Source organism: Rhizobium sp. P43 (assembly GCF_056730705.1).
The window spans coordinates 182,604-203,441 of the sequence record NZ_CM161539.1 but is presented as its reverse complement, the minus strand read 5'-3'; the positions used below and the strand labels follow the sequence as shown (position 1 = coordinate 203,441).

Annotated in this window: 20 protein-coding genes; 12 read left to right on the top strand and 8 right to left on the bottom strand. The window is 62.7% G+C overall.

The window, feature by feature from the left end; translation table 11 throughout:
• The first annotated feature begins 1 nt into the window (after window position 1).
• On the top strand, window positions 2–487 hold the full coding sequence (locus tag AC1PUL_RS00940) for a GNAT family N-acetyltransferase (RefSeq protein WP_480466182.1): 486 nt from the start codon (window positions 2–4) through the stop codon (window positions 485–487).
• 14 nt (window positions 488–501) lie between these two features.
• Here the strand turns inward: AC1PUL_RS00940 and AC1PUL_RS00935 are convergent, their stop codons facing one another.
• The 5 genes from AC1PUL_RS00935 to ytfQ all read right to left on the bottom strand — a co-directional run bounded on the left by AC1PUL_RS00935 (window position 502) and on the right by ytfQ (window position 5,845).
• Window positions 502–1,239 (bottom strand): FadR/GntR family transcriptional regulator, encoded by a 738-nt coding sequence (locus tag AC1PUL_RS00935; protein ID WP_480466181.1) that lies wholly within the window; start codon window positions 1,237–1,239, stop codon window positions 502–504.
• A complete protein-coding gene (gene yjfF / locus AC1PUL_RS00930; RefSeq protein ID WP_298463422.1) occupies window positions 1,236–2,216 on the bottom strand; it encodes a galactofuranose ABC transporter, permease protein YjfF in 981 nt (326 codons plus the stop codon). Before yjfF ends, AC1PUL_RS00935 begins: the two co-directional genes overlap by 4 nt.
• Window positions 2,213–3,256: an ABC transporter permease gene (locus AC1PUL_RS00925; protein ID WP_480466180.1), complete on the bottom strand. Its 1,044-nt coding sequence runs from the start codon at window positions 3,254–3,256 to the stop codon at window positions 2,213–2,215. The genes yjfF and AC1PUL_RS00925 overlap by 4 nt, the downstream gene beginning before the upstream one ends.
• Window positions 3,253–4,776: a sugar ABC transporter ATP-binding protein gene (locus AC1PUL_RS00920; protein WP_480466179.1), complete on the bottom strand. Its 1,524-nt coding sequence runs from the start codon at window positions 4,774–4,776 to the stop codon at window positions 3,253–3,255. The genes AC1PUL_RS00925 and AC1PUL_RS00920 overlap by 4 nt, the downstream gene beginning before the upstream one ends.
• A gap of 106 nt (window positions 4,777–4,882) precedes the next feature.
• Window positions 4,883–5,845: a galactofuranose ABC transporter, galactofuranose-binding protein YtfQ gene (gene ytfQ, locus AC1PUL_RS00915; protein WP_298463416.1), complete on the bottom strand. Its 963-nt coding sequence runs from the start codon at window positions 5,843–5,845 to the stop codon at window positions 4,883–4,885.
• Between the two features lie 361 nt (window positions 5,846–6,206).
• Here ytfQ and AC1PUL_RS00910 point away from each other — a divergent pair, with 361 nt between their 5' ends.
• Window positions 6,207–6,932 (top strand): AAA family ATPase, encoded by a 726-nt coding sequence (locus AC1PUL_RS00910; RefSeq protein WP_480466178.1) that lies wholly within the window; start codon window positions 6,207–6,209, stop codon window positions 6,930–6,932.
• A 233-nt stretch (window positions 6,933–7,165) separates the two neighbouring features.
• Here the strand turns inward: AC1PUL_RS00910 and AC1PUL_RS00905 are convergent, their stop codons facing one another.
• Both AC1PUL_RS00905 and AC1PUL_RS00900 read right to left on the bottom strand, forming a co-directional pair.
• Window positions 7,166–7,636: a chemotaxis protein CheW gene (locus AC1PUL_RS00905; RefSeq protein WP_480466177.1), complete on the bottom strand. Its 471-nt coding sequence runs from the start codon at window positions 7,634–7,636 to the stop codon at window positions 7,166–7,168.
• Window positions 7,637–7,905: 269 nt separating this feature from the next.
• Window positions 7,906–8,241 carry a protein tyrosine phosphatase family protein gene (locus tag AC1PUL_RS00900; protein ID WP_480466176.1) on the bottom strand — a complete coding sequence of 112 codons (336 nt, stop codon included), beginning with the start codon at window positions 8,239–8,241 and terminating at the stop codon, window positions 7,906–7,908.
• 125 nt (window positions 8,242–8,366) lie between these two features.
• On the opposite strand from AC1PUL_RS00900, the gene AC1PUL_RS00895 reads away from it, so the two are divergent.
• The 10 genes from AC1PUL_RS00895 (at window position 8,367) to AC1PUL_RS00850 (ending at window position 20,015) form a co-directional block, all read left to right on the top strand.
• On the top strand, window positions 8,367–8,684 hold the full coding sequence (locus AC1PUL_RS00895) for an ArsR/SmtB family transcription factor (RefSeq protein ID WP_185808577.1): 318 nt from the start codon (window positions 8,367–8,369) through the stop codon (window positions 8,682–8,684).
• 101 nt (window positions 8,685–8,785) lie between these two features.
• Window positions 8,786–8,986, top strand: a complete 201-nt coding sequence (locus AC1PUL_RS00890; RefSeq protein ID WP_298463381.1) for a YgaP family membrane protein — start codon at window positions 8,786–8,788, stop codon at window positions 8,984–8,986.
• An 11-nt stretch (window positions 8,987–8,997) separates the two neighbouring features.
• Window positions 8,998–9,975 carry an efflux RND transporter periplasmic adaptor subunit gene (locus AC1PUL_RS00885; RefSeq protein ID WP_480466175.1) on the top strand — a complete coding sequence of 326 codons (978 nt, stop codon included), beginning with the start codon at window positions 8,998–9,000 and terminating at the stop codon, window positions 9,973–9,975.
• Between the two features lie 53 nt (window positions 9,976–10,028).
• Entirely contained in the window at window positions 10,029–13,217 is a 3,189-nt protein-coding gene (locus AC1PUL_RS00880; protein ID WP_480468448.1) for an efflux RND transporter permease subunit, read from the top strand.
• Between the two features lie 139 nt (window positions 13,218–13,356).
• Window positions 13,357–14,394: a magnesium chelatase ATPase subunit I gene (gene bchI, locus AC1PUL_RS00875; protein ID WP_480466174.1), complete on the top strand. Its 1,038-nt coding sequence runs from the start codon at window positions 13,357–13,359 to the stop codon at window positions 14,392–14,394.
• A complete protein-coding gene (locus AC1PUL_RS00870) occupies window positions 14,387–16,213 on the top strand; it encodes a VWA domain-containing protein (RefSeq protein WP_480466173.1) in 1,827 nt (608 codons plus the stop codon). Before bchI ends, AC1PUL_RS00870 begins: the two co-directional genes overlap by 8 nt.
• Window positions 16,210–17,121 (top strand): alpha/beta fold hydrolase BchO, encoded by a 912-nt coding sequence (gene bchO / locus AC1PUL_RS00865; RefSeq protein WP_480466172.1) that lies wholly within the window; start codon window positions 16,210–16,212, stop codon window positions 17,119–17,121. Before AC1PUL_RS00870 ends, bchO begins: the two co-directional genes overlap by 4 nt.
• The gene (locus AC1PUL_RS00860) at window positions 17,118–18,689 is read left to right on the top strand and encodes a phytoene desaturase (RefSeq protein WP_480466171.1); all 1,572 of its coding nucleotides are present in this window, start codon (window positions 17,118–17,120) and stop codon (window positions 18,687–18,689) included. The genes bchO and AC1PUL_RS00860 overlap by 4 nt, the downstream gene beginning before the upstream one ends.
• On the top strand, window positions 18,686–19,855 hold the full coding sequence (locus tag AC1PUL_RS00855) for a phytoene/squalene synthase family protein (protein WP_480466170.1): 1,170 nt from the start codon (window positions 18,686–18,688) through the stop codon (window positions 19,853–19,855). Before AC1PUL_RS00860 ends, AC1PUL_RS00855 begins: the two co-directional genes overlap by 4 nt.
• Window positions 19,848–20,015 (top strand): hypothetical protein, encoded by a 168-nt coding sequence (locus AC1PUL_RS00850; RefSeq protein WP_480466169.1) that lies wholly within the window; start codon window positions 19,848–19,850, stop codon window positions 20,013–20,015. Before AC1PUL_RS00855 ends, AC1PUL_RS00850 begins: the two co-directional genes overlap by 8 nt.
• Here the strand turns inward: AC1PUL_RS00850 and AC1PUL_RS00845 are convergent.
• On the bottom strand, window positions 20,012–20,791 hold the full coding sequence (locus AC1PUL_RS00845) for a carotenoid 1,2-hydratase (protein ID WP_480466168.1): 780 nt from the start codon (window positions 20,789–20,791) through the stop codon (window positions 20,012–20,014). The two genes, AC1PUL_RS00850 and AC1PUL_RS00845, sit on opposite strands and share 4 nt — an antisense overlap.
• Window positions 20,792–20,838 lie beyond the last annotated feature (47 nt).

Genomic DNA, 20,838 nt, shown 5'->3' with positions numbered 1-20,838 from the left:
CATGGCCGCAGACATGCTGGTGAAGCTTTACGAACTTGAGGCCGATCCCAATCTCATCGGGCGCATGAAGGCCGAAGGCATTACCATCCGGCGCGCGCTGGTCCCCGAACTTCCCACAATCGCTGCCTGGATCGAGCCCCGTTTCGGCAAAGGCTGGGTGGCGGAAGCGACCGCTGCAATCATGCGCCAGCCTGTTACCTGCTGGATCGCCCATGAGGGAGAGATGCTCTTCGGCTTTGCCTGCCATGATGCCACGATGAAGGGCTTTTTCGGTCCGACCGGCGTAGACGAAGCGGCCCGCGGCCGCGGCATCGGTCATGCCTTGCTGATCCGAACGCTCATCGACATGCGCGACCAGGGCTACGCCTATGCCATCATCGGCGGCGCTGGCCCGATGGGCTTTTACGAAAAGAGCATCGGTGCAATCGCCATTCCGAACTCGTCGCCCGGGATTTACCAGGGCATGCTTCCAATCCCTCGGAGCTAGGCACAGGTCGAACCCTAGCTCTGTCTGAGCGCAACCATCCGGTCATGCTCGATGGTGTCGAGCATCGCCTCACGCGCTCCCGCCTCGTCGCCATATTCGATCCGGTTGACGAGCCGGCGGTGCTTCTCCAGCACGGTATCCATGATGCAGGGATCCGGCGTGTTGACGAGCCTCTTATAGGCGAGCGCATGCGCCAGCTCGATCACTCCGTAAAGCGCACGCACGAAGGGATTATGCGCCGCGTCCGAGATGATGCGATGCAGCTCGAAATCGGCCAGCGCAAAGTTCTGCAGCGAACCGAGCGACGTCTCCATCTGATGCACCCAATAGAGCATCAGGCGGATCTGGTCGGCCGTGCGGCGCCTCGCAACTTCGCCCGCGGCCTGCGGTTCCAAGGACCGTCGAACCTCGTGAAGCCCCGCGAGAAACTCCGGATCAAGCGGCGCGTCGAGATGCCAGGCAAGCACCTGCGGATCATAGAGGTTCCAGCGGCTCTTCTTGGCGACCTTGGTGCCGACCTTGGGACGCGCTTCGAGCAGCCCCTTGGCCTCGAGCGTCTTCAATGCCTCGCGCAGCACCGTGCGCGACACCTCGAATTCTTCCATGAGCTCGGCATCGTTCGGCAGCGTCGTCCCAATGGCATAACGGCCGGAGATGACCCCGGCCCCGATCTCGTTGATCACATGCGAATGGTAGTTGCGCGCCGTCGACCGCCCTGAAAGGGAGCGAAGAAGGCTCCCCGGCTCACTCATGCAGGGGCCTTCTTCAGGCGCGTACGCCCGGTCTGCGCGGTAAACACCAGCTTTTGAAGCAAGATGAACATGAACAGCAGGAACCCGATGGCGATTTTAGTCCACCAGCTGGAGAGCGTTCCATCAAAGACGATGTAGGTCTGGACGAGGCCCTGCAGCATGACCCCGATCAGGGTCCCGAAGATGAAACCGTAACCGCCCGTCAATAGCGTTCCGCCTATCACCACGGCTGCAATTGAGTCAAGTTCGATGCCAACAGCCGCAAGCGGGTAGCCCGCCGAGGTATAGAGCGAATAGACGATGCCCGCGAGGCCGCCGAGGAAGGACGAGAGTGCATAGATGCCAACCGTCACCCGTCCCGTCGGCACGCCCATCAGCGAGGCCGAAGTCGGGTTGCCGCCGATCGCATAGACATAGGATCCGAAGCGGGTCTTGTGGGCGATGAAGCCGCAGACCACGAAGGTCGCCAGCATCAAGAGACCGATGGCACTGAGACGCCCGCCTCCGGGCAGCCGGTAGTAGAGGCTCGAGATCGTCCTGTAGAATTCGTGGTCGATCGGGATCGAATCCTGGCTGAGCACCGAAGCGAGGCCGCGCGCCAGAAACATGCCGGCAAGGGTCACGATGAAGGGGGGCACCTGGAGAAAGTGAATGACGGCGCCCATCGCCGCACCGAAGGCAGCAGCGAGTGTCAGCACGATCGCAAACACCGCCAGCGGATGGATGCCGACCCAGGAAATCAGGATCGCGGTGATCACCCCCGTCAATCCGATCACGGCACCGACGGAAAGATCAATCCCGCCGGAGATGATGACGAACGTGGCGCCGACGGCGGCAATGCCGAGAAAGGCATTGTCGGTCAGAAAATTGCCGAAGACGCGCGTCGACCACATGCCCGGATACTGGAAGATGCAGATGGCATAGGCGATCACGAAAATCAGAGTGGTCGCGGCAAGAGGGCGGTAACGCGGATTCATCGTGCCTGTCCCGAAGTTTGGGTCTTGGTCTGGGGCGGTGTCGCAGCCGGCATCTGGCGTGGTCCGAACTTGCGGCCGAGCACCTGGGCGATCCGGGCCGACTGCAGGACCAGGATGATGATGATCATGCCGGCCTTGACGATCAGGTTGAACTCCGGCGGAAAGCCCGAGACCAGAACACCCGTGTTCATCGCCTGGATGATGATGGCGCCGAGCACCGACATCGGGATCGAGAAGCGCCCGCCGAGCAGCGATGTGCCGCCGATGACGACCGCGAGGATCGCATCGAGCTCCAGCCAGAGCCCGGCATTGTTGGCATCGGCCCCACGAATGTCGGCAGCGGCGATGATGCCTGCTGTGGCCGCGCAGAAGCCGCCGAAGGCGTAGATCGCGAGGATCACGACCTTGCTGCGCAGACCGGTGTAATTGGCGGCAGAAAGATTGGTGCCGATCGCCTCGATGAACAGACCGATCGCGGTTCGCCGCATGACGAAATGCGCGGCAAGCATCAGCACAATCGCGATGACAGCCGGCATCGGCAGACCGAAGACATTGCCCGTTCCGACGAAAATCAGCGCTTGATCGGAGAAAGTGACAATCGAGCCTTCGGTGATCAGCTGCGCTACCCCTCGCCCGGCCACCATCAGCACCAGCGTGGCAACAAAGGGCTGGATGCCGAGATAGGCAACGAGGATGCCGTTCCAGATGCCGCAGAGAATACCGACGGAAAGGGCAGCCACCAGCGTCACGACCAGCGGCTGGCCGGCAACCGCGCAGGTCGCGGCAACGGCTCCGGCAACGGCCATCACGGCACCGACGGACAAATCCACGCCCTTCGTCGCGATGATCGCCGTCATGCCGATCGCGAGGATCGCCACGGGCGCGCCGCGATTGATGACGTCGATCAGGCTGCCGAACAACCGGCCATCCTGCCAGGTGATGTTGAAGAAGCCGGGAAAGACCAGCCAGTTGAAGAACAGCACCCCGGCAAGCGCCAAGAGCTGCGGGGAAACGATACGGGACATGGCAAGCCTTTTCATGCCTCGACCTCCGCCGGCTGGGCGGCAATGGTCTGGACGATGACGCCGGGGGTGATGTCAGCGCCATGCAGTTCGGCGACCATCTTGCGGTCGCGCATGACGACGACACGCGAGGAATAGCTGACGATCTCGTCGAGCTCGGATGAGATGACGACCAGTGCCAGCCCGTCTTCCCGCAGCCGGCTGATCATCCGCACGATCTCGGCATGGGCACCGACATCGATGCCGCGCGTCGGCTCGTCGAGAATGAGGAAACGCGGATCGGTGGCAAGCCAGCGGGCGAGGATCACCTTCTGCTGGTTGCCGCCGGAGAGAAGCTTGACCGGCAGCTCGGCAGAGGCCGTGCGGATGTCGAGCGCCTCGATGAAATTGCCGGCGATCTCCAGCTGTTCGTCGCGGTTGAGCGCCTTGAACCAGCCGAGCCGCGCCTGCATGGCAATCACGATGTTTTCGCGCACCGAGAGGTCGCCGAAGATGCCGTCGATCTTGCGATCCTCGGGGCAGAAACCGAAGCCGAGTTCGACCGCTTCACGCGGATTGCGCACCTGACGCGTTGCACCGTCAATCTTCAAGGCGCCGGTGTCGGCCTGATCGATGCCGAACATCAGCCGCGCCATCTCGGTTCGCCCAGAGCCGAGCAGGCCCGCAACGCCGACGACTTCGCCGCGATGGATCTTGAGATCAAACGGCTGCACGCTGTTGGACAGGCCGAAATTCTCGAACTCCATCAGCGTCTCGCCCACTTCGCCCTCTTCGCCGAGGACATCAGGATGATGGAAGGCGAGGTCCTTGCCGAGCATCATGCGCACAAGGCTGGTGCGGTCGAGCGTGGCGATCACCTGGGTACCGACGAGCTTGCCGTTGCGCAGAACCGTCACGCGGTCCGAGAGTTCGAAGACCTGATCGAGGAAGTGGGTAATGAAGACGATCGCAAGACCGCGATCGCGCAGCTGCCGGACAATGCCGAACAGCTTTTCGACTTCGGAGCGATCGAGACTGGCCGTCGGCTCGTCGAGGATCAGCACCTTGCCGGAGAGTTCGACGGCACGCGCAATCGCAATGATCTGCTGGACGGCGACCGAGAACGTGGAAAGCTCGGCCTTCACATCGATATCGAGGCCGTAGGTATTGAGAATGTCCCGGGCTTCCCGCTCCATCCGCCGCTTGTCGACGAGACCGAAGCGATTGGTCGGCTGGCGACCGATGAAGAGATTGTCGATCACGGTCATGTTCGGCAGGAGGTTGACCTCCTGATAGACCGTGCCGATGCCGAGTGTCTGGGCCTGCTGCGGCGTGGTGAAATTCACGGCCTCGCCGTCAAGTGTGATCGTCCCGCCATCCGGAATATAGGCGCCCGTCAGGATCTTGATCAGCGTGGATTTGCCGGCACCGTTTTCGCCGAGAAGTGCATGCACTTCGCCGCGATGAAACGCGATATCGACGCCGTCGAGCGCCGTATGATTGCCGAATGTCTTGGTGATGCCCGCCGCCGCAAGCACGATCGATGAATGCTCGGTCATGTGCCTCTTCCCCCTCTCCCACGAAGCTATCCCCTGATTGAGCCGGGGGAAAGCGACAGAGACCCCGCCACCAGGGTAGGGCGGGGTCTCGGCCGGGAGGGTTACCTTAGTAACCGAGGCCCTTGCGGTTGTCATACTCGCCCTGCGGATTGTCCGCAGGCGTGTAGAGCTTGGATTCCGTGATGATGAACTTCTCCGGCTGTTTGCCGTCCTTCAGGAAGGCGTCGAGCGCGTCGAAGGCCGGACCGGCCATGTTCGGGGTCAGTTCCACGGTCGCATTGGCTTCGCCGGCCACCATGGCGGCGAAGATATCCGGAACAGCGTCGATCGAGACGACGAGGATGTCGGTGCCCGGCTTCAGGCCGGCATCCTTGATCGCCTGGATGGCGCCGACCGCCATGTCGTCATTGTGGGCATACATCGCGCAGATGTCCTTGCCGCCGTTTTCGGCCTTCAGGAAGCCTTCCATGACTTCCTTACCCTTGGCACGGGTGAAGTCACCGGTCTGGCTGCGGGCGATGGTGATGTTCGCCTTGCCGGCAATGGCTTCTTCGAAGCCCTTTTTGCGGTTGATGGCCGGTGTCGAACCAACGGTGCCCTGCAGTTCGACGACCTTGCACGGCTTGTCGCCGACGGTGTTGACCAGCCATTCGCCGGCAACGCGGCCTTCCTTCACCTGGTCGGACGCGACCGAGGTCAGGTAGAGATCCTGCGGCGCATCAACGCCACGGTCGAGCAGGATAACCGGGATCTCGGCTTCCTTGGCTTCGGTCAGAACGTCTTCCCAGCCGGTTGCGACGACGGGAGCAACGAGGATGGCGTCAACGCCCTGGGCGATGAAGCCGCGGATAGCCTTGATCTGGTTTTCCTGCTTCTGCTGAGCGTCGGCGAACTTCAGTTCGATGCCGCGCTTCTCAGCTTCGAGCTTGGTGACGGATGTTTCAGCCGCACGCCAGCCCGATTCGGAACCGATCTGCGAGAAGCCGACGGTGAGATCTGCAGCGAGAGCCGAAGAGCAGCCGAGTGCGATCACGCTTGCGCTGAGCGCAAGCTTGCGAAGAAATGTCATGATGTCCTCCCTTGAAAAGACACCGCCTCCACGGTGTCTGGCATTATGCATAGGCAAAGGATTTGAGGCTGTAAAGACCAAAAGTACTATTATATGTTGTGCACTGCAGCATAACGCGATCGGCTGCTTCTTGCTGCACTGCCGTAGAGCGGAGAGACCAAAGGTTAACGGACAGCGACTTCAAGGCTCAAGCATAAGCGATGTGCGTCGAGTAAAAACCCCTGAAACGCGGGAGTTTTCGCCCTACCCCCCTAATTTTCGTAATTTTCTGTTAACCAATTTTGTTTATATTTGATCTCGCACGATGCCTGTGCCTCCGCAGAGCGATTCCGGCTCCCGTCATCCGAGACAGGAATACCCAATGGCAGTGATCACCTTTGCAAACACGAAGGGTGGCGCAGGCAAGACGACTGCGGCGCTCTTGTTGACCACCGAACTCCTCCACCGCAACTACCGAGTCTGTGTCGTCGATGCAGACCCACAGCGCTGGTTTTCAAAGTGGTATGAGGGTGCAGCATTGATGCCGCGTCTCACTGTCGAGACCTATGTTTCGGCACCGACGATTCAGAAGATTGTCCACGAGCGCAGGAGCCAATGGGATTTCGTCATCATCGATCTCCCGGGAATGCAGTCTCCCCTGCTCGCCTCCGCGGTTGGCCTTTCGGATCACGTGATCATCCCCATTCAGGGAAGCAGCATGGACGCCCAGGGCGGCGCGCAAGTTCTGGACCTTTTGCGCTATCTGGATCGCAAAGCCGGCATCTCCATTCCCCATTCGGTCGTCCTGTCCCGGGTGAATCCAGCAATTACCACCCGCTCGATGCAGGCCGTGAAGCGCTTGCTCTCGGAGCAGGCGATCCACGTTCTGGAAACACCGATCGCCGAGCGAGCCGCTTTCAGGGAGATGTTCGACATGAATCGCCCTCTGCGAAAACTGGACAGCCTGCAAAGCCTGGGCGGCGAGAAGGCCATTTCGAATGCGGAGGCTTTCACCAGCGAGATTCTCAAGGTCGTTGAAACAAGGTCTAACCTGGCGCCAGCTTACGCCCCGACCCGCAGCAGACCCGAACTTGAAACAGCAGCCTGACGCTGCAAATTCAAACACATAGCAGACAAGACAACGAGGCGGCGGGTTGAACGACCCGCCGCCTCGCCAACTTTATGACCATTTATCTGTCCAGGCCCTGCGGAAGTGTCCCACCGCATGCGATAAGATCCTGCGATGGAGCAAAAACGCAAAACGGCTCTTCGCTGACAAGCCAACGAAGAGCCGCTGAATTGATCAGAAGGCCGGAGCAGATCGCGCCGGAATTCGCTGGGTCAGGCAGCCATGCCCCATGCGGACGGATCATCCTCACCGAACATGCGCTCAAGGCTGAGGAAGCAGATCATGCTCTTGTCATGAGCGATGATACCATCCGAGAAGGCGGCACTTGGGCCCGTTGCAGCCGGGAGCGGCTGGAGCGTGCTACCGGACACCGTCAGAATGTCCGAGACACCATCGACCAGCAGACCTACGGTCATACCGTTCACTTCGGTGACGACAACAGCGCTGCGCTCGGTCGCCTGGGCGGCCGGCATGCCGAGCTTCACGGCCAGATCGACGATCGGGATAACGGTCCCGCGCAGGTTCATGACGCCAAGGACTTCATACGGAGAATGCGGGATCGGCGTGACGGGAGCCCAACCGCGGATTTCGCGAATCGACGTCGTCTTGACACAGAATTCCTGCTGGTGAAGCCGAAAGGCGATGATTTCGAGGGCATCGGCTGCATTCGACGTCGTATTCATCTGCGATTCCTCCTGCTGCAGGCCTGCGTCGGCCGCCATTTCGTCACGATATTGTTTCACCGGCGCCGCCGGCGACAGAGGGGCGCTCTGCACTCCGCATCAAGTTAGCTCACCAGTAATTAAAGAACATCTAAACGAGTTGAGAGAATCCGGCGTTCCCTATGGCCTTGCGCAGCATAAATCGACATGCGCCATCTGACCGGCGCTTCTTTATCAGCGTTCGATATGCCGGAACAGAATAAGATCGAACCCGAATCAATGCAGGCGCTTCAAGGTGCCCGCTTCGCAAGGTCGTAGGCCGCAGCGCAACGTTGGCCGGATGCGCAATAGGCCAGGATCGGCCCGGACTGCTGGTCGAGCAAGGACTTCAACTGGCGCGCCTGCTCATAGGACAGAGATCCTGGCACCACCGGCAGATAATGTGCTTCGAGGCCAGCGCGTCGCGCAGCGCCAGCGATTTCATCAAACGTCGGCTGCCCGAAGCCTTCACCGTTGGGACGCATGCAGATCAAGGTCTTGAAGCCAAGATCGGCAATATCCTGCATTTGCGACGGCTTGACCTGGCCGGTGACATGAAAACTGGGGTCGATGCTGCGAATGCTCATGAATTCTCCTGTCTCAGAGGGCGACCAAGCTGGCCGCCCGAACACATATTGATTTACATATATTTTGAACATGCTACACGATGTCAACACTTGCCAGCATCGAATTCTGCTATATATTCGTATCTATGAAGATTGACCCAGAACAGATGAAGGCTGGTGCCGACATGGCCAGCGAACTCCTGAAGTCGCTATCGAACCGATACCGGCTGTTGATCCTCTGCCGCCTCGCGGATGGTGAGCATTCCGTCGGACAGCTCGCAGAATTCCTCGGCATTCGCGACAGCACGGTCTCCCAGCACCTGGCACTTCTGCGGCGGGAAAAGATCATCGCCGGACGACGCGACGGCCAGACCATCTGGTACCGCATCGAAAGTGAGCCTGCGCGCGCCGTGATCGGCACGCTCTACAACAGCTTCTGCAAGACATCCGACTGCGTCGTCTGAAAGCGTAGTCCTCGACCGCGCCCAAGCCAGCCTCCACGGCTTGACATTCGCTTACCCAATATATACGTATAATCGTAGATATGTAAATTAAGGAGATAAACATGTCGATCGATCGCGCCGTTCTTCTCTTCGCCGGCTTCATGGTCCTCTTGTCCCTGCTGCTCACCCATCTCGTGCATCCGGGCTTCGTCTGGTTCACGGCTTTTATCGGCGTGAACATGATACAGTCGGCCTTCACCGGCTTCTGCCCGGCAGCCATGATTTTCCGCAAGCTGGGCCTGCGTCCCGGCACGGCATTCTGAGGAACCTCACCATGCAGACATCCGCCTTCATCGCCCTGTTCGCCGCCATGACGACCGCCGGACTGACGGCCGCTCATGCGACGGATCTGAAGCTCGCGACGGTCAGCATTCCGGAGATGAAGGCGGTCTATGGCCAGATCCAGCCGCGCAACAGCATCCTCGCTCGCGCCCGGCTGGGCGGCACCCTTGTCCGGCTTGCCGTCACCGAGGGTGACATCGTCAAGGCCGGCGACGTGATCGCCGAGGTCAAGGACGACAAGATCGACTTTCAGATCAAGGCCGTCGATGCGCAACTTCAGGGCCTGAAGGCCTCGATGAAGGATGCCGAGGTCGAGCTCGACCGTGCCGATCGCCTGGTTCGCAGCGGTGCGGCAAGCACCCAGCGCCTCGATCAGCTCAAAACCCAGCTCGACGTCATCACCAACCAGGTCCGCCAGGCCGAAGCCCAGCGCTCGGTTCTGGTCCAGCAGGCCTCCGAAGGTGCCGTGATCGCACCCTCCGACGGCCGTGTCATTGCCGTTCCCGTGACGCGCGACGCAGTCGTGATGGCCGGAGAAACAGTTGCCACCATCGCCGGCGGCGGCTTCTTCCTGCGGCTAGCAATCCCGGAACGCCACGCCCATGAACTCACCCAAGGCACACCGATCCGCATCGAGGCCGTAGGCGAAAAGCTGCAAGGCGAACTGGTGAAGATCTATCCGCAGATCGAAGGCGGTCGTGTGACGGCAGATGTCGAGGTCGAGGGTCTCGACACCGATTTCGTCGCAGCCCGCGTTCTGGTCGAACTGCCGGTCGGCGCGCGCCAGGCGCTGCTGGTCCCTGCCACAAGCCTGACCAACCGCGCCGGCATCGACTTCGTTGCGGTCCGGGAAGGTGAAGCCGTTGTCGAGCGCGCCGTGGTCGCCGGCGAAACAATCGAGTTCGAGGGCGCGCCCAAGATCGAGATCCTGTCCGGCCTTGCAGCCGGTGATGTCGTGGTGACGAAATGACGAACCCCAATCACAACACCCCAGGGGCTGGCGAGCCCGACGACGATACCCCGATGACCAATCTGGGCATTGCCGGCAATCTCACCCGCGCCTTCATCAAGTCGCCGCTGACACCGCTTTTCCTGATCGCCGCCTTCGCCTTCGGGCTCGTGGCACTCCTCACCCTGCCGCGTGAAGAAGAACCGCAGATCTCCGTTCCCATGGTCGACATCATCGTCCAGGCGCCGGGCCTGCGCGCCGATGATGCGCAGAAGCTGATCACCGAACCGCTGGAGACGATCGTCAAGAGCATCAACGGCGTCGAGCACATCTACTCCCAGTCCATGGACAACATGGTCATGGTCACCGCCCGCTTCCTGGTCGGCACCTCCTCGGATGCCGCCGTGCTGCGCGTCCATGACAAGGTGCGCGCCAATATCGACCGCATCCCGGTCGGCATCGCCGAACCCAAGGTGGTCGGACGCGGCATCGACGACGTCGCGATCGTCACCCTCACCTTCTCCCCGACAAAGGACGCAAGCGGCCATGTGGGCGCTAACGACCTCACCCGCATCGTCCGCGAAGTCCGTAACGAGATCGCCAAGGTCGAAGACGTCGGCCTGACCTATGTCGTCGGCGAAACCAACGAGATCATCCGCATCTCGCCTCAGCCGGAAAAGCTGGCCCTCTATGGCATCACCCTGCAGCAGCTGGCCGGCAAGGTCGGTGGGGCCAACACTGCCATGCCCGCCTCGCAAGTGCGCGAAGGCGGTCGCCAGATCGATGTGATCGCCGGCGAGACGCTGTCCACGCCCGCCGAGATCGGCAATCTGCTGCTCACCGCCCGCGATGGTCGTCCCGTCTATGTCCGCGACGTCGCAGCGATCGACTTTGCCACCGACACCACCGAAGCGCGGGTTTCCACCTTGCGAAAGGATGGTGACGCCATCGAGCGCGTTCCGTCGGTCACGCTTGCCATCGCCAAGCGCGCTGGCTCGAACGCGGTCGTGGTTGCCGACACAATCCTTCAGCGTGTCGAAGCCCTCGAAGGCAAGCTGATCCCCGAGGACATCCATGTTGAGGTGACCCGCAACTACGGGGAGACCGCCAACGAAAAGGCGAATGAACTCCTCTATCACCTCGCACTTGCGACCGTCTCGATCATCGCGCTGGTCTGGGTCTCGATCGGCCGCCGCGAAGCCCTGGTCGTTGCCATCGTCATCCCCGTGACAATCCTGCTGACGCTCTTTGCCTCGCGTCTGATGGGCTACACGCTGAACCGCGTCTCGCTCTTTGCGCTCATCTTCTCGATCGGCATCCTCGTCGATGACGCCATCGTCGTCATCGAGAACATCGCCCGCCACTGGGGCATGGGCGACAAGCGCTCGCGCCGCCGCAGTGCCATTGAGGCCGTCGCCGAAGTCGGCAATCCGACGATCGTTGCAACCCTGACCGTCGTCGCGGCCCTCCTGCCGATGCTCTTCGTCTCCGGCATGATGGGCCCCTATATGAGCCCGATCCCGGCCAATGCATCCGCCGCGATGATCTTCTCCTTCTTCGTCGCTGTCATGGTCACCCCCTGGCTGATGCTGAAGGTTGCGGGCAATGCACCCGTGCATGCCCATGCAGATCACGAGACCGGCGGCATGCTGGGCCGGATGTATGCGGCAACCGCCCGCCCCATCCTTGCCACGAAGACCCGCAGCTGGGTCTTCCTGATCCTCGTCGGCATCCTGACGCTCGGATCGCTGAGCCTGTTCTATACCAAGCATGTCACGGTGAAGCTCCTGCCCTTCGACAACAAGTCGGAGCTGCAGGTCACGATCGACTTGCCCGAAGGCTCGTCCGTCGAGACGACCGATGCCGTCGCCCAGGCCGTGGGACGCAAGGTCCTCGACATGCCGGAAGTGGTTTCCGTCCAGACCCATGCCGGCACCGCAGCGCCCTTCAACTTCAACGGCCTGGTCCGCCACGCCTATATGCGCGCGGCAACTCATCAGGGCGACGTCGCGATCAACCTGACGCCAAAGGCTGATCGCGACCGCACGAGCCACGATATTGCGCTCGATATTCGCAAGCAGATCGCCGATATCGCGATGCCCGAGGGGACCAGCCTCAAGGTCGTCGAGCCCCCGCCGGGCCCGCCGGTCATGGCAACCCTGCTGGCTGAAATCTACGGTCCGACGCCGGAAATCCGCCGCGCCGTCGCTGCCAAGGTCGAAGCAGCCTTCCGCTCGGTGCCCTTCATCGTCGACGTCGACAATTCCTATGGCGTTGAAGCCCCGCGCAAGCGGCTGGTGATCTCCACCGACGACGCGGAATTCTACCGGGTCGAGGAAGGCGATGTCTTCGACACGATCGCGATCCTGTCGAACGGCAAGACGATCGGCTATTCCCACCGCGGCGAAGGGCGTCCGCCGATCCCGATCCGGCTGGAGCGTGCCAAGGGCGAGAAGGTGATCGACGAGCGCTTCCTCTCGACACCGATGCCGGCCAATGTCTTACCCGGCGACAAGGGTGTCGTCGAACTCGGCGACGTCGTGCGCGTCGTCGACGAAAAAACGTCACTCCCGATCTTCCGCCACAACGGCATCAGCGCCGAAATGGTGACGGCGGAACTCGCCGGCGACTTCGAGGCCCCGCTTTACGGCATGCTCGCCGTTCAGGACGCCATCGACGCGCAGGACTGGACGGGCCTTCCCAAACCGGTGATCGCGCTCAACGGTCAGCCGACCAATGAGGATCAGGCCACCCTGCTTTGGGATGGCGAATGGGAAGTCACCTGGGTCACCTTCCGTGACATGGGTGCCGCCTTCATGATCGCGCTGCTCGGCATCTACATCCTTGTCGTCGCCCAGTTCGGCTCGTTCAAGGTGCCGCTGGTGATCCTGACACCCGTCCCGCTGACCTTCATCGGCATTCTTGGCGGCCACTGGCTGTTCGGTGCGCCCTTCTCGGCGACCTCGATGATCGGTTTCATCGCGCTCGCGGGCATCATCGTCCGCAACTCGATCCTGCTGGTGGATTTCATCCGCCACGCCGATTACACCGGCAAGACCCTGACCGACGTTCTGATCGAGGCCGGCGCGATCCGCTTCAAACCGATCCTGCTGACGGCACTCGCCGCCATCATCGGTGCAGCGGTGATCCTGACCGACCCGATCTTCCAGGGACTGGCAATCTCGCTGCTCTTCGGCCTGATCTCCTCAACCCTGCTGACGGTTCTTGTCATTCCCGCCATCTATCGGGTGCTTAGGACCTAACCGAACGAACATCACGAAGACACATGGCCGCGCCGCAAGCGCGGCCATTTTCATTGGTCAGAAGATTCTCGACTTTTCCTCTTCAAAGAGACATCAAAAAGTGTAAACTTAATTTGACACTCAAGCTGAGGCGGGACCCATGGCCCAACCATTCCCATTCGCCGCCATCGTCGCGCAGGAGGACATGAAGAAGGCCCTCCTGATGGCTGCGGTCGAACCTCTATTGGGTGGCGTCCTGATCTTTGGCGACCGCGGCACGGGAAAATCGACCGCTGTCCGCGCCCTGACCGAGCTTCTTCCTCCGATAGAGACCCGTGTCGGCTGCCGCTACAACTGCCTGCCGGCAGAGCCGCAATCCGCCTGCCCTGTCTGCAATCCGGCAGCGGGCCATAAGCCGCCGGCGATCGGCAAGCACCGCGCGCCGATGATCGACCTGCCGCTTGGCGCGACAGAGGACCGTGTCTGCGGTTCGCTCGATATCGAGAAAGCCCTCGTCGCCGGTGAGAAACACTTCGAACCGGGACTGCTGGCCGCCGCGAACAGGGGCTTCCTCTATATCGACGAGATCAATCTGCTCGAAGATCATCTGGTCGACCTCCTGCTTGATGCGGCAGCCTCCGGCGTCAACGTCGTCGAGCGGGAAGGCTTGAGCATCCGCCATTCCGCCCGTTTCGTCCTGGTCGGCAGCGGCAATCCCGAGGAGGGCGATCTGCGCCCGCAATTGCTGGACCGCTTTGGCCTGTCGGTCGAGGTGCGGACAATCGAGGATCTCGAGCAGCGCATCGACGTCATCCGCCGCCGTGATGCCTATGAAACCGATCCGGCAGCCTTCTGTGCGCTCTGGGCCAAGCGCGATGCCGCCATCGGCAGGCGTGTGGTGTCCGCCCGCAAGATCCTGCGCCAGGTGGAGATCCCCGACAACGTGGTGATGCGCATGTCGCAGCTCTGTCTACGGCTTGGCATCGATGGCATGCGCGGCGAACTGACCCTGATGCGCGCCAGCCGCGCCGCCGCCGCCCTGGCCGGCCGCAAGCTGGTCACCTGGGACGACGTATCCGACATTGCGCCGATGGTGCTCTGCCACCGCCTGCGGCGCGATCCGCTCGACGATGCGGGCTCGACACCGAGGGTGGAGCGCGCGCTCGCCACCCTCGACGCCGGTCTCGGCCATGGCTGAGCTCGGCCCGCACGACGCCTTCGAACAGGCACTTGATCTGAGGGGCGCGGAATTATGGGCCGATGCCTTGCTCAGCATCGAACTGCTCGCCCTCGGCGGGCCGTCGATCGGCGGCCTCTGGCTGAAGGCGAGATCCGGCGGTGTGCGGGACTTCTTCCTCTCAAGGCTTCAGGCCCGGCTCGGTCCGGATATCCGCTGGACACGGCTGCCGCCCGGAAGCTCTGTGGCCAACCTGATTGGCGGGGTCGACATCGCGGCCACCGCAGCCAAGGGTAGCCTCCAGCGCCAGCAGGGTCTGCTGACCTCGGCGGAAGGCGGCATTCTGCTTGTTCCGATGGCCGAGCGTCTCGACCCGGCACTCGCCGCCATGGTCGCAAGCGCCATGGATCAACCGTCGGGGAACGGCTTCCTACTGATCGCCATCGACGAATCCCTCGATGACGAAGCCGCACTTTCCAGCACACTCGGCGACCGGCTTGCGCTCCGGGTCGATCTCGACGGCATCGGCTGGCATCACGTGAAAGATGCCTCTAAGCAGCCGCTACAGATTGCAACCAAAGACGCTAACTGGCGCAAGGTCACCATCGACGACCGGCTGCTGAAGGGTCTTGCCTCCCTCTCCGAGCTATCAGGCCATCGCTCCCCGCGCATCCTGGCGCATCTGGCGCGTACCGCACGGCTGCTCGCCTTGCACGACGGCCGCGCAAACGTGGATGAAGCCGATGCGCTGACTGCTCTTCGGCTTTGCCTCGGCCTGCGTCTTGCCCCCCAGGCGGAAGCAGCAGAGCACAATGCCGACGACCCACCGCCTCCGCCGTCACCGGACGAAGCGCCGGACAATCAGCCGGCATCCGGCGACATCAACGAGCCGGAAAGCGTGACCGAGCAGACGCAGCCGACGCAACTGGACACACTGACCGAAATGCTGACAGCCGTTCAATCCGGTGCGCTGGCTGCCGATCCCTGGCTCACGATATCGCAGCGCCCGACGCGTCATACCGGTTCGGCGGGCAAATCCGGCAGCCTGCGCAAGAATGCCCGTCGCGGTCGCCCTTTTGGTATTGGCCTTAGCCCCCCGCACCCGCAGGCACGGCCCGATATCGTCGCGACGTTGCGAGCAGCCGCACCCTTCCAGCGCATCAGAGCCGTCCAGCGCGCGGCCTTGAACGCTACCGAAAGCGGGCCGCCAGGCGCTCCGCGCGCCTTCATCACCCGTGATGATTTCCGCTATGTCCGGCTGCGCCATGCGGCACCCTCGACGGCCATCTTCATCGTCGACGCCTCGGGCTCCACCGCGCTGGAGCGGCTTGGCGAGACGAAGGGCGCGATCGAAAGCCTGCTTGCCCGCTGCTATATCCGGCGTGACGAAGTGGCGCTCGTCGCCTTCCGCGGCACCGGTGCCGAACTCCTTCTGGCTCCTACCCGCTCGCTGACGGCTGCCAAGCGCAAACTGGCGGCCCTGCCGGGCGGCGGCCCGACCCCACTGGTGGCCGGGCTCAAGGCCGGCCTCGAGCTGGCAATCTCGGTCGAGCGGCGCGGCAGCACGCCTATCCTCGTTCTTCTGACCGATGGCAGCGGCAATATCGCGCTTGATGGCACGCCGGATCGCGTGGTTGCGGGGCAAGAACTGGAGCGGCTGGCGGCAAACTGCCGGATGCGCGAGTTCAAGACGATCTGCATCGACATCGCCCGGCGCCCGCGCGACAGCGTGACAAACCTCTCGCGTCTGCTGGGCGCCGATCTGCATGTCCTGCGCCGGGCCGATTCGGCGCGCGTTTCGCATCTGGTCGATCTTTCCATGCAGGAGGCCCATGCATGATGAGCGGTCGCGACAGGCTGGATTGGGAAACGGATGGCCGCACCTGGCCGAACCGCGCAGCGAGCCGTTTCATCGCGACGGCCTCCTGCCACTGGCATGTCCAGATTTCGGGACCCGAGGATGCCCCGCTGATCCTGCTTCTGCATGGCACGGGCGCCGCCTCCCACTCCTGGCGACATTTGCTGCCCCTTTTGGCCAGCCGCTTCCGTGTGGTGGCGCCCGATCTGCCCGGCCATGGCTTTACCCGCCAACGGGAAACATCCGATCTGTCCCTGCCTGGCATGGTCCGCAGCCTGACGGAACTGCTGCGCGAACTAGACCGTTGCCCGGCCATCGTGGTGGGTCATTCCGCCGGTGCTGCGATTGCCGTGACGCTGGCCGCCAGCCATGCGAGCGCCGTACCCCGCCATGTGATCGGCATCAACGGTGCCTTCCTGCCGATCAAGGGCAATGCGCTCTTCTCGCCGCTTGCCAAGGCCCTGTTCGCCAATCCCTTTTCGGCATCGATGTTCTCGCTGATGTCGCGTGTGACGCCGCTTGGCGGTAATCTGCTGAGCGCAACCGGTTCGGATATCGATGCGGAGGGCCGGGCGATCTATCGCATGCTGCTTGCCTCACCTGCCCATGTCCGGGGCGCGCTCGGCATGATGGCGGCCTGGGATCTCCAGCGTTTCGACGCCACGCTAAAGCGCCTGCCCTTCCCGATGACGCTGGTCGCGGCGAAGGATGATCCGATGGTGCCGATTGAAAACTCTGTTCATGCGGCACGGCAGGCGGCCGGAAGCCGCCTCGTGCTGACAGAACGCGGCGGTCACCTGCTGCATGAATGCCGTGCCGCCGACGTCGCCCGCTGGCTCGACGAGGCGATCGGCGAACAGAAGAGACCCGATGGAGCGGATGCAGCATGAACATCGCAGGCCGCTTTGCAAAACAGAGGTCACAACCCGCTGACAACCGACCCCATGCGGTGGTTATCGGCGCCGGCGTCGGCGGGCTTGCCACCGGCGCCCTGCTCGGCGCCAAGGGCTACCGCGTCACGATCCTCGACCCGCTGGACAAGCCGGGTGGCCGCGCCTATGCGCATCGGCAGGACGGCTTCACCTTCGATGCCGGCCCGACCATCGTCACCGCCCCCTGGCTCTTCGAAAAGCTCTGGCGCGACTGCGGCAGCGAGTTGAGCGACGACGTGGACCTGAGGCCGAACACGCCTTTCTACCGCGTGCGTTTCGACGATGGCACCGTGTTCGACTATTCCGGCGACCGGGCCGACATGGAGGCCCAGATCAATCGCATCGAACCGCGGGATGTCGCGGGCTACCGCAGCTTCCTCGACGAAAGCCGCCGCATCTACGAAGTCGCCTTCGAGCAGCTGGCGCACAAGCCCTTCCACAGCCTCCTTTTCACCGCAAAGACGCTGGCCGGCCTCGTTCGGCTCGGCGGCTATCGTTCGGTCTATTCGGTCGTCTCAAAGCACTTCCGAAGCGACAAGCTGAGGACGCTCTTTTCCTTTCACCCGCTGCTGATCGGCGGCAATCCCTTCTCGGCCACCTCCTTCTACTGCCTGATTGCGCATCTCGAAGGCAAATACGGCGTGCATCATGCCATCGGCGGAACCAACGCCCTGGTGCGTGGCATCGCCTCGCTTGTGACCCGAAACGGCGGCCGCATCAGACTGCAGGAAACGGTGACCGAGATCGAGACGGAAGGACGCCGTGCAACCGGCGTGCGTCTTGCAACGGGCGAGCGTATCGGCGCCGACATCGTCATCTCCAATGCCGATCCGGCGAGCACCTATGGCAAGCTTCTGAAGGCCTATCCCCGCCGCCGCTGGACCGATGCGAAGCTCGCCAGGGGCGACTATTCCATGAGCCTCTTCGTCTGGTACTTCGGCACCAACAGACGCTATGACGACGTGTTGCACCACACCATGCTGTTCGGGCCGCGCTATCGCGGCCTGCTCGACGACATCTTCCGCAATCATCGGCTGGCCGAGGATTTCAGCCTCTATCTGCATCGCCCCACGGCAAGCGACCCATCGCTCGCGCCACCCGGCTGCGACGCCTTTTATGTGCTGAGCCCCGTCCCCAATCTTGAGAGTGGAACCGACTGGACAGAAGCCTCCGAAGCCTATCGCCGGAAGGTCGAAACGCGCCTGGAAGAAACCGTCCTGCCGGATCTCTCCCGCCACATCGTCACCTCGCGCATTGCCACACCACTCGATTTCAGGGATCGCCTGCTCTCCTGGCAGGGGGCCGCCTTTGCGCTGGAACCCAAGCTCTTCCAGAGCGCCTGGTTCCGCCCGCACAACAGGAGCGAGGAACTCGACAACCTCTATCTCTGCGGAGCGGGCACCCATCCGGGTGCCGGTCTGCCCGGCGTCGTCTCGTCGGCCCGCATCGTCGCCGATCTGGTGCCGGATCCGGCCAGCGTTCTGGCGGAGACCTGGCATCGCCAGACACGGGAGACGCGTCCATGACCCTTCCCGACAGCACAACAGTCGATGGCCTGCTCGCCCGTCCGCTGGCCCGCCGGCCGATCCTGGTCAACTACGGCTTTTCGGGCGACTTCGAAGACCAGAAGGCCTGTTCGGCCGCCATCCGCCGCGGCTCGAAATCCTTTCATCTCGCCTCGCTTCTCCTGCCCAGCGAGACCCGACAGGCGGCCCGCGCGCTCTATGCCTTCTGCCGCCATTCCGACGATCTGATCGACGATCCCAAGAGCGGCATGCCGGCGCTGCTGCGCCTGCGCGAACGCCTCGACCGCATCTATCAGGGCGATCCCGCCGCTTTTGCCTGCGACCGGGCCTTTGCCCGCGTCGTGCATTATCATGCAATACCGAAGCCGGTCGTCGACGCCCTGCTCGACGGCTTCGCCATGGACCTTGAGGGGCGCCGCCACCAGACGATCGACGACGTGAAATCCTACGCGACCTGTGTCGCCGCAAGTGTCGGCCTGATGATGGCATCGGTGATGGGTGTCAGCGACCGTGCGGCGCTCGCCCGTGCAGCCGATCTCGGCATTGCCATGCAGCTCACCAACATCGCTCGCGATGTCGGGGAAGATGCGCGCAACGGCCGGCTCTATCTGCCGCTCGACTGGCTCGCCGAACAGGGCATCGACGCCGACGCCTTCCTGCGCGATCCGCGCCATACTCCAGCACTCGGCCTTGTGGTCAAGCGCCTGCTGGAGGAAGCAGCACGACATTACCGGCTCGGCCATGCCGGCATTCGCAGCCTGCCGAAACCATGCCGCCACGCGATCCGCACGGCAGCCCTTGTCTATGAGGCGATCGGTGCGGGCATTGCCGCCAATAGCTATGACAGCGTGACCCTTCGGGCGACGACCGGGCTTGGCACGAAGCTCGGTCTGCTGATCCGTGCCCGGCGGGACGACGACCGCTGGACGGCAACATCCGTGCGGGATCTGCATGCCGGGACCGATCCCGCCGCCCGCGACCTGGTGACGCTGAGTGGCATGCGGCTGGAAAGCCGTCTTGCAAGAAACGCACTCGCGACCGATATCCAGCCTGAAACGGCGGTCGGGCGGGTCACCGACATCCTTCTGCGCCTCCATGCCGATGCGCGACTTGAGACCCGCAGACGCCGTGAAGCGGCGCGAGAAAAGGTGGCGAGTCTTGCTTGAGCACTATTTCGGCATCATCGAAGCGATCTTCGTCTTCAGCCTGACGATTGCCTTCTATGTCTGGCAGATGCGCGACCTGAAGAAGGAAAAGGCAAAGGCCGAAGCCCGGGAGCTGGAAGCCCGGCGGCTGCAACAAGATGACGACGTGAAAACCGGCTAACCCCTGCGTGGCATGCGAAAGGGCAGCATCAGCCTGACGATCGGCATGGCGAGCCGCCGACAGTCGAGCGTCTCATGCATCATCGCTACCCGGTCACCGCTGATCTCCGTCTCGACCAGCGACCGGCGATAAAAGGGCGTATCCTCGTAAGGAGCACGCAGAACGGGCTTTGCTTTATCGTCACAGGCAATGCCGCCGCCAACACCCCAGAAGCCTCGCTTCAGAACCTGCCGTTTCGGCGGGTCGAACTCCAGAGCTTCTCCGCTCGCCGAATAGGTCAGCCCGAAGCAGCTGTTTACGCCGCTGGAAAGAACGGAATCGTAGAGCAGGATCGGCCGGCCATCCGTCGTCTCGCCGCGCGCCCAGTCCCAACCGGCAAAGTCGGCTTCCAGCGGCCGGCTGCCGAAGTTCATGTCGTGATAGCCCTGCCCGACCCAGCCACCACCAGCCAGATCGTCACAGGTGAGGCTGACCCGACCGGCAGGCGCGACGGGCTGCCAGATGTGCCGCGCCTCCGGATCGAGCGCATAGCTCTGATCCCCCAAAAACGCCGGTGTCAGCTTGATCTCCCCGCGCATACGCTTGGGCCACAATCGCTGTCCCGGCCACGGCAGAAAGGTCTCGTCGAAGGCGATGACAAAACCCGCGCCGTCAAAGCGGATCGAAGAGCGGCCGATCTGCAGTCTGGAGCGATCGCGGCTGAGAGCCCCACGCCCGCGCTCGGTCATTGCCCAGGCATGGCCGTCCGGCCCGTAGAGCGCGACATTGAAGGCCACGTGATTGGCCGGATCGCGCCTTCCGGACCAATGGTAGTAGGGCGAGA

Bases quoted from the DNA above. Each gene is read 5' to 3' on its own strand.
- AC1PUL_RS00940 (WP_480466182.1), top strand. From the start codon at position 2: ATGGCCGCAGACATGCTGGTGAAGCTTTACGAACTTGAGGCCGATCCC.
- AC1PUL_RS00935 (WP_480466181.1), bottom strand. From the start codon at position 1,239: ATGAGTGAGCCGGGGAGCCTTCTTCGCTCCCTTTCAGGGCGGTCGACG.
- yjfF (WP_298463422.1), bottom strand. From the start codon at position 2,216: ATGAATCCGCGTTACCGCCCTCTTGCCGCGACCACTCTGATTTTCGTG.
- AC1PUL_RS00925 (WP_480466180.1), bottom strand. From the start codon at position 3,256: ATGAAAAGGCTTGCCATGTCCCGTATCGTTTCCCCGCAGCTCTTGGCG.
- AC1PUL_RS00920 (WP_480466179.1), bottom strand. From the start codon at position 4,776: ATGACCGAGCATTCATCGATCGTGCTTGCGGCGGCGGGCATCACCAAG.
- ytfQ (WP_298463416.1), bottom strand. From the start codon at position 5,845: ATGACATTTCTTCGCAAGCTTGCGCTCAGCGCAAGCGTGATCGCACTC.
- AC1PUL_RS00910 (WP_480466178.1), top strand. From the start codon at position 6,207: ATGGCAGTGATCACCTTTGCAAACACGAAGGGTGGCGCAGGCAAGACG.
- AC1PUL_RS00905 (WP_480466177.1), bottom strand. From the start codon at position 7,636: ATGAATACGACGTCGAATGCAGCCGATGCCCTCGAAATCATCGCCTTT.
- AC1PUL_RS00900 (WP_480466176.1), bottom strand. From the start codon at position 8,241: ATGAGCATTCGCAGCATCGACCCCAGTTTTCATGTCACCGGCCAGGTC.
- AC1PUL_RS00895 (WP_185808577.1), top strand. From the start codon at position 8,367: ATGAAGATTGACCCAGAACAGATGAAGGCTGGTGCCGACATGGCCAGC.
- AC1PUL_RS00890 (WP_298463381.1), top strand. From the start codon at position 8,786: ATGTCGATCGATCGCGCCGTTCTTCTCTTCGCCGGCTTCATGGTCCTC.
- AC1PUL_RS00885 (WP_480466175.1), top strand. From the start codon at position 8,998: ATGCAGACATCCGCCTTCATCGCCCTGTTCGCCGCCATGACGACCGCC.
- AC1PUL_RS00880 (WP_480468448.1), top strand. From the start codon at position 10,029: ATGACCAATCTGGGCATTGCCGGCAATCTCACCCGCGCCTTCATCAAG.
- bchI (WP_480466174.1), top strand. From the start codon at position 13,357: ATGGCCCAACCATTCCCATTCGCCGCCATCGTCGCGCAGGAGGACATG.
- AC1PUL_RS00870 (WP_480466173.1), top strand. From the start codon at position 14,387: ATGGCTGAGCTCGGCCCGCACGACGCCTTCGAACAGGCACTTGATCTG.
- bchO (WP_480466172.1), top strand. From the start codon at position 16,210: ATGATGAGCGGTCGCGACAGGCTGGATTGGGAAACGGATGGCCGCACC.
- AC1PUL_RS00860 (WP_480466171.1), top strand. From the start codon at position 17,118: ATGAACATCGCAGGCCGCTTTGCAAAACAGAGGTCACAACCCGCTGAC.
- AC1PUL_RS00855 (WP_480466170.1), top strand. From the start codon at position 18,686: ATGACCCTTCCCGACAGCACAACAGTCGATGGCCTGCTCGCCCGTCCG.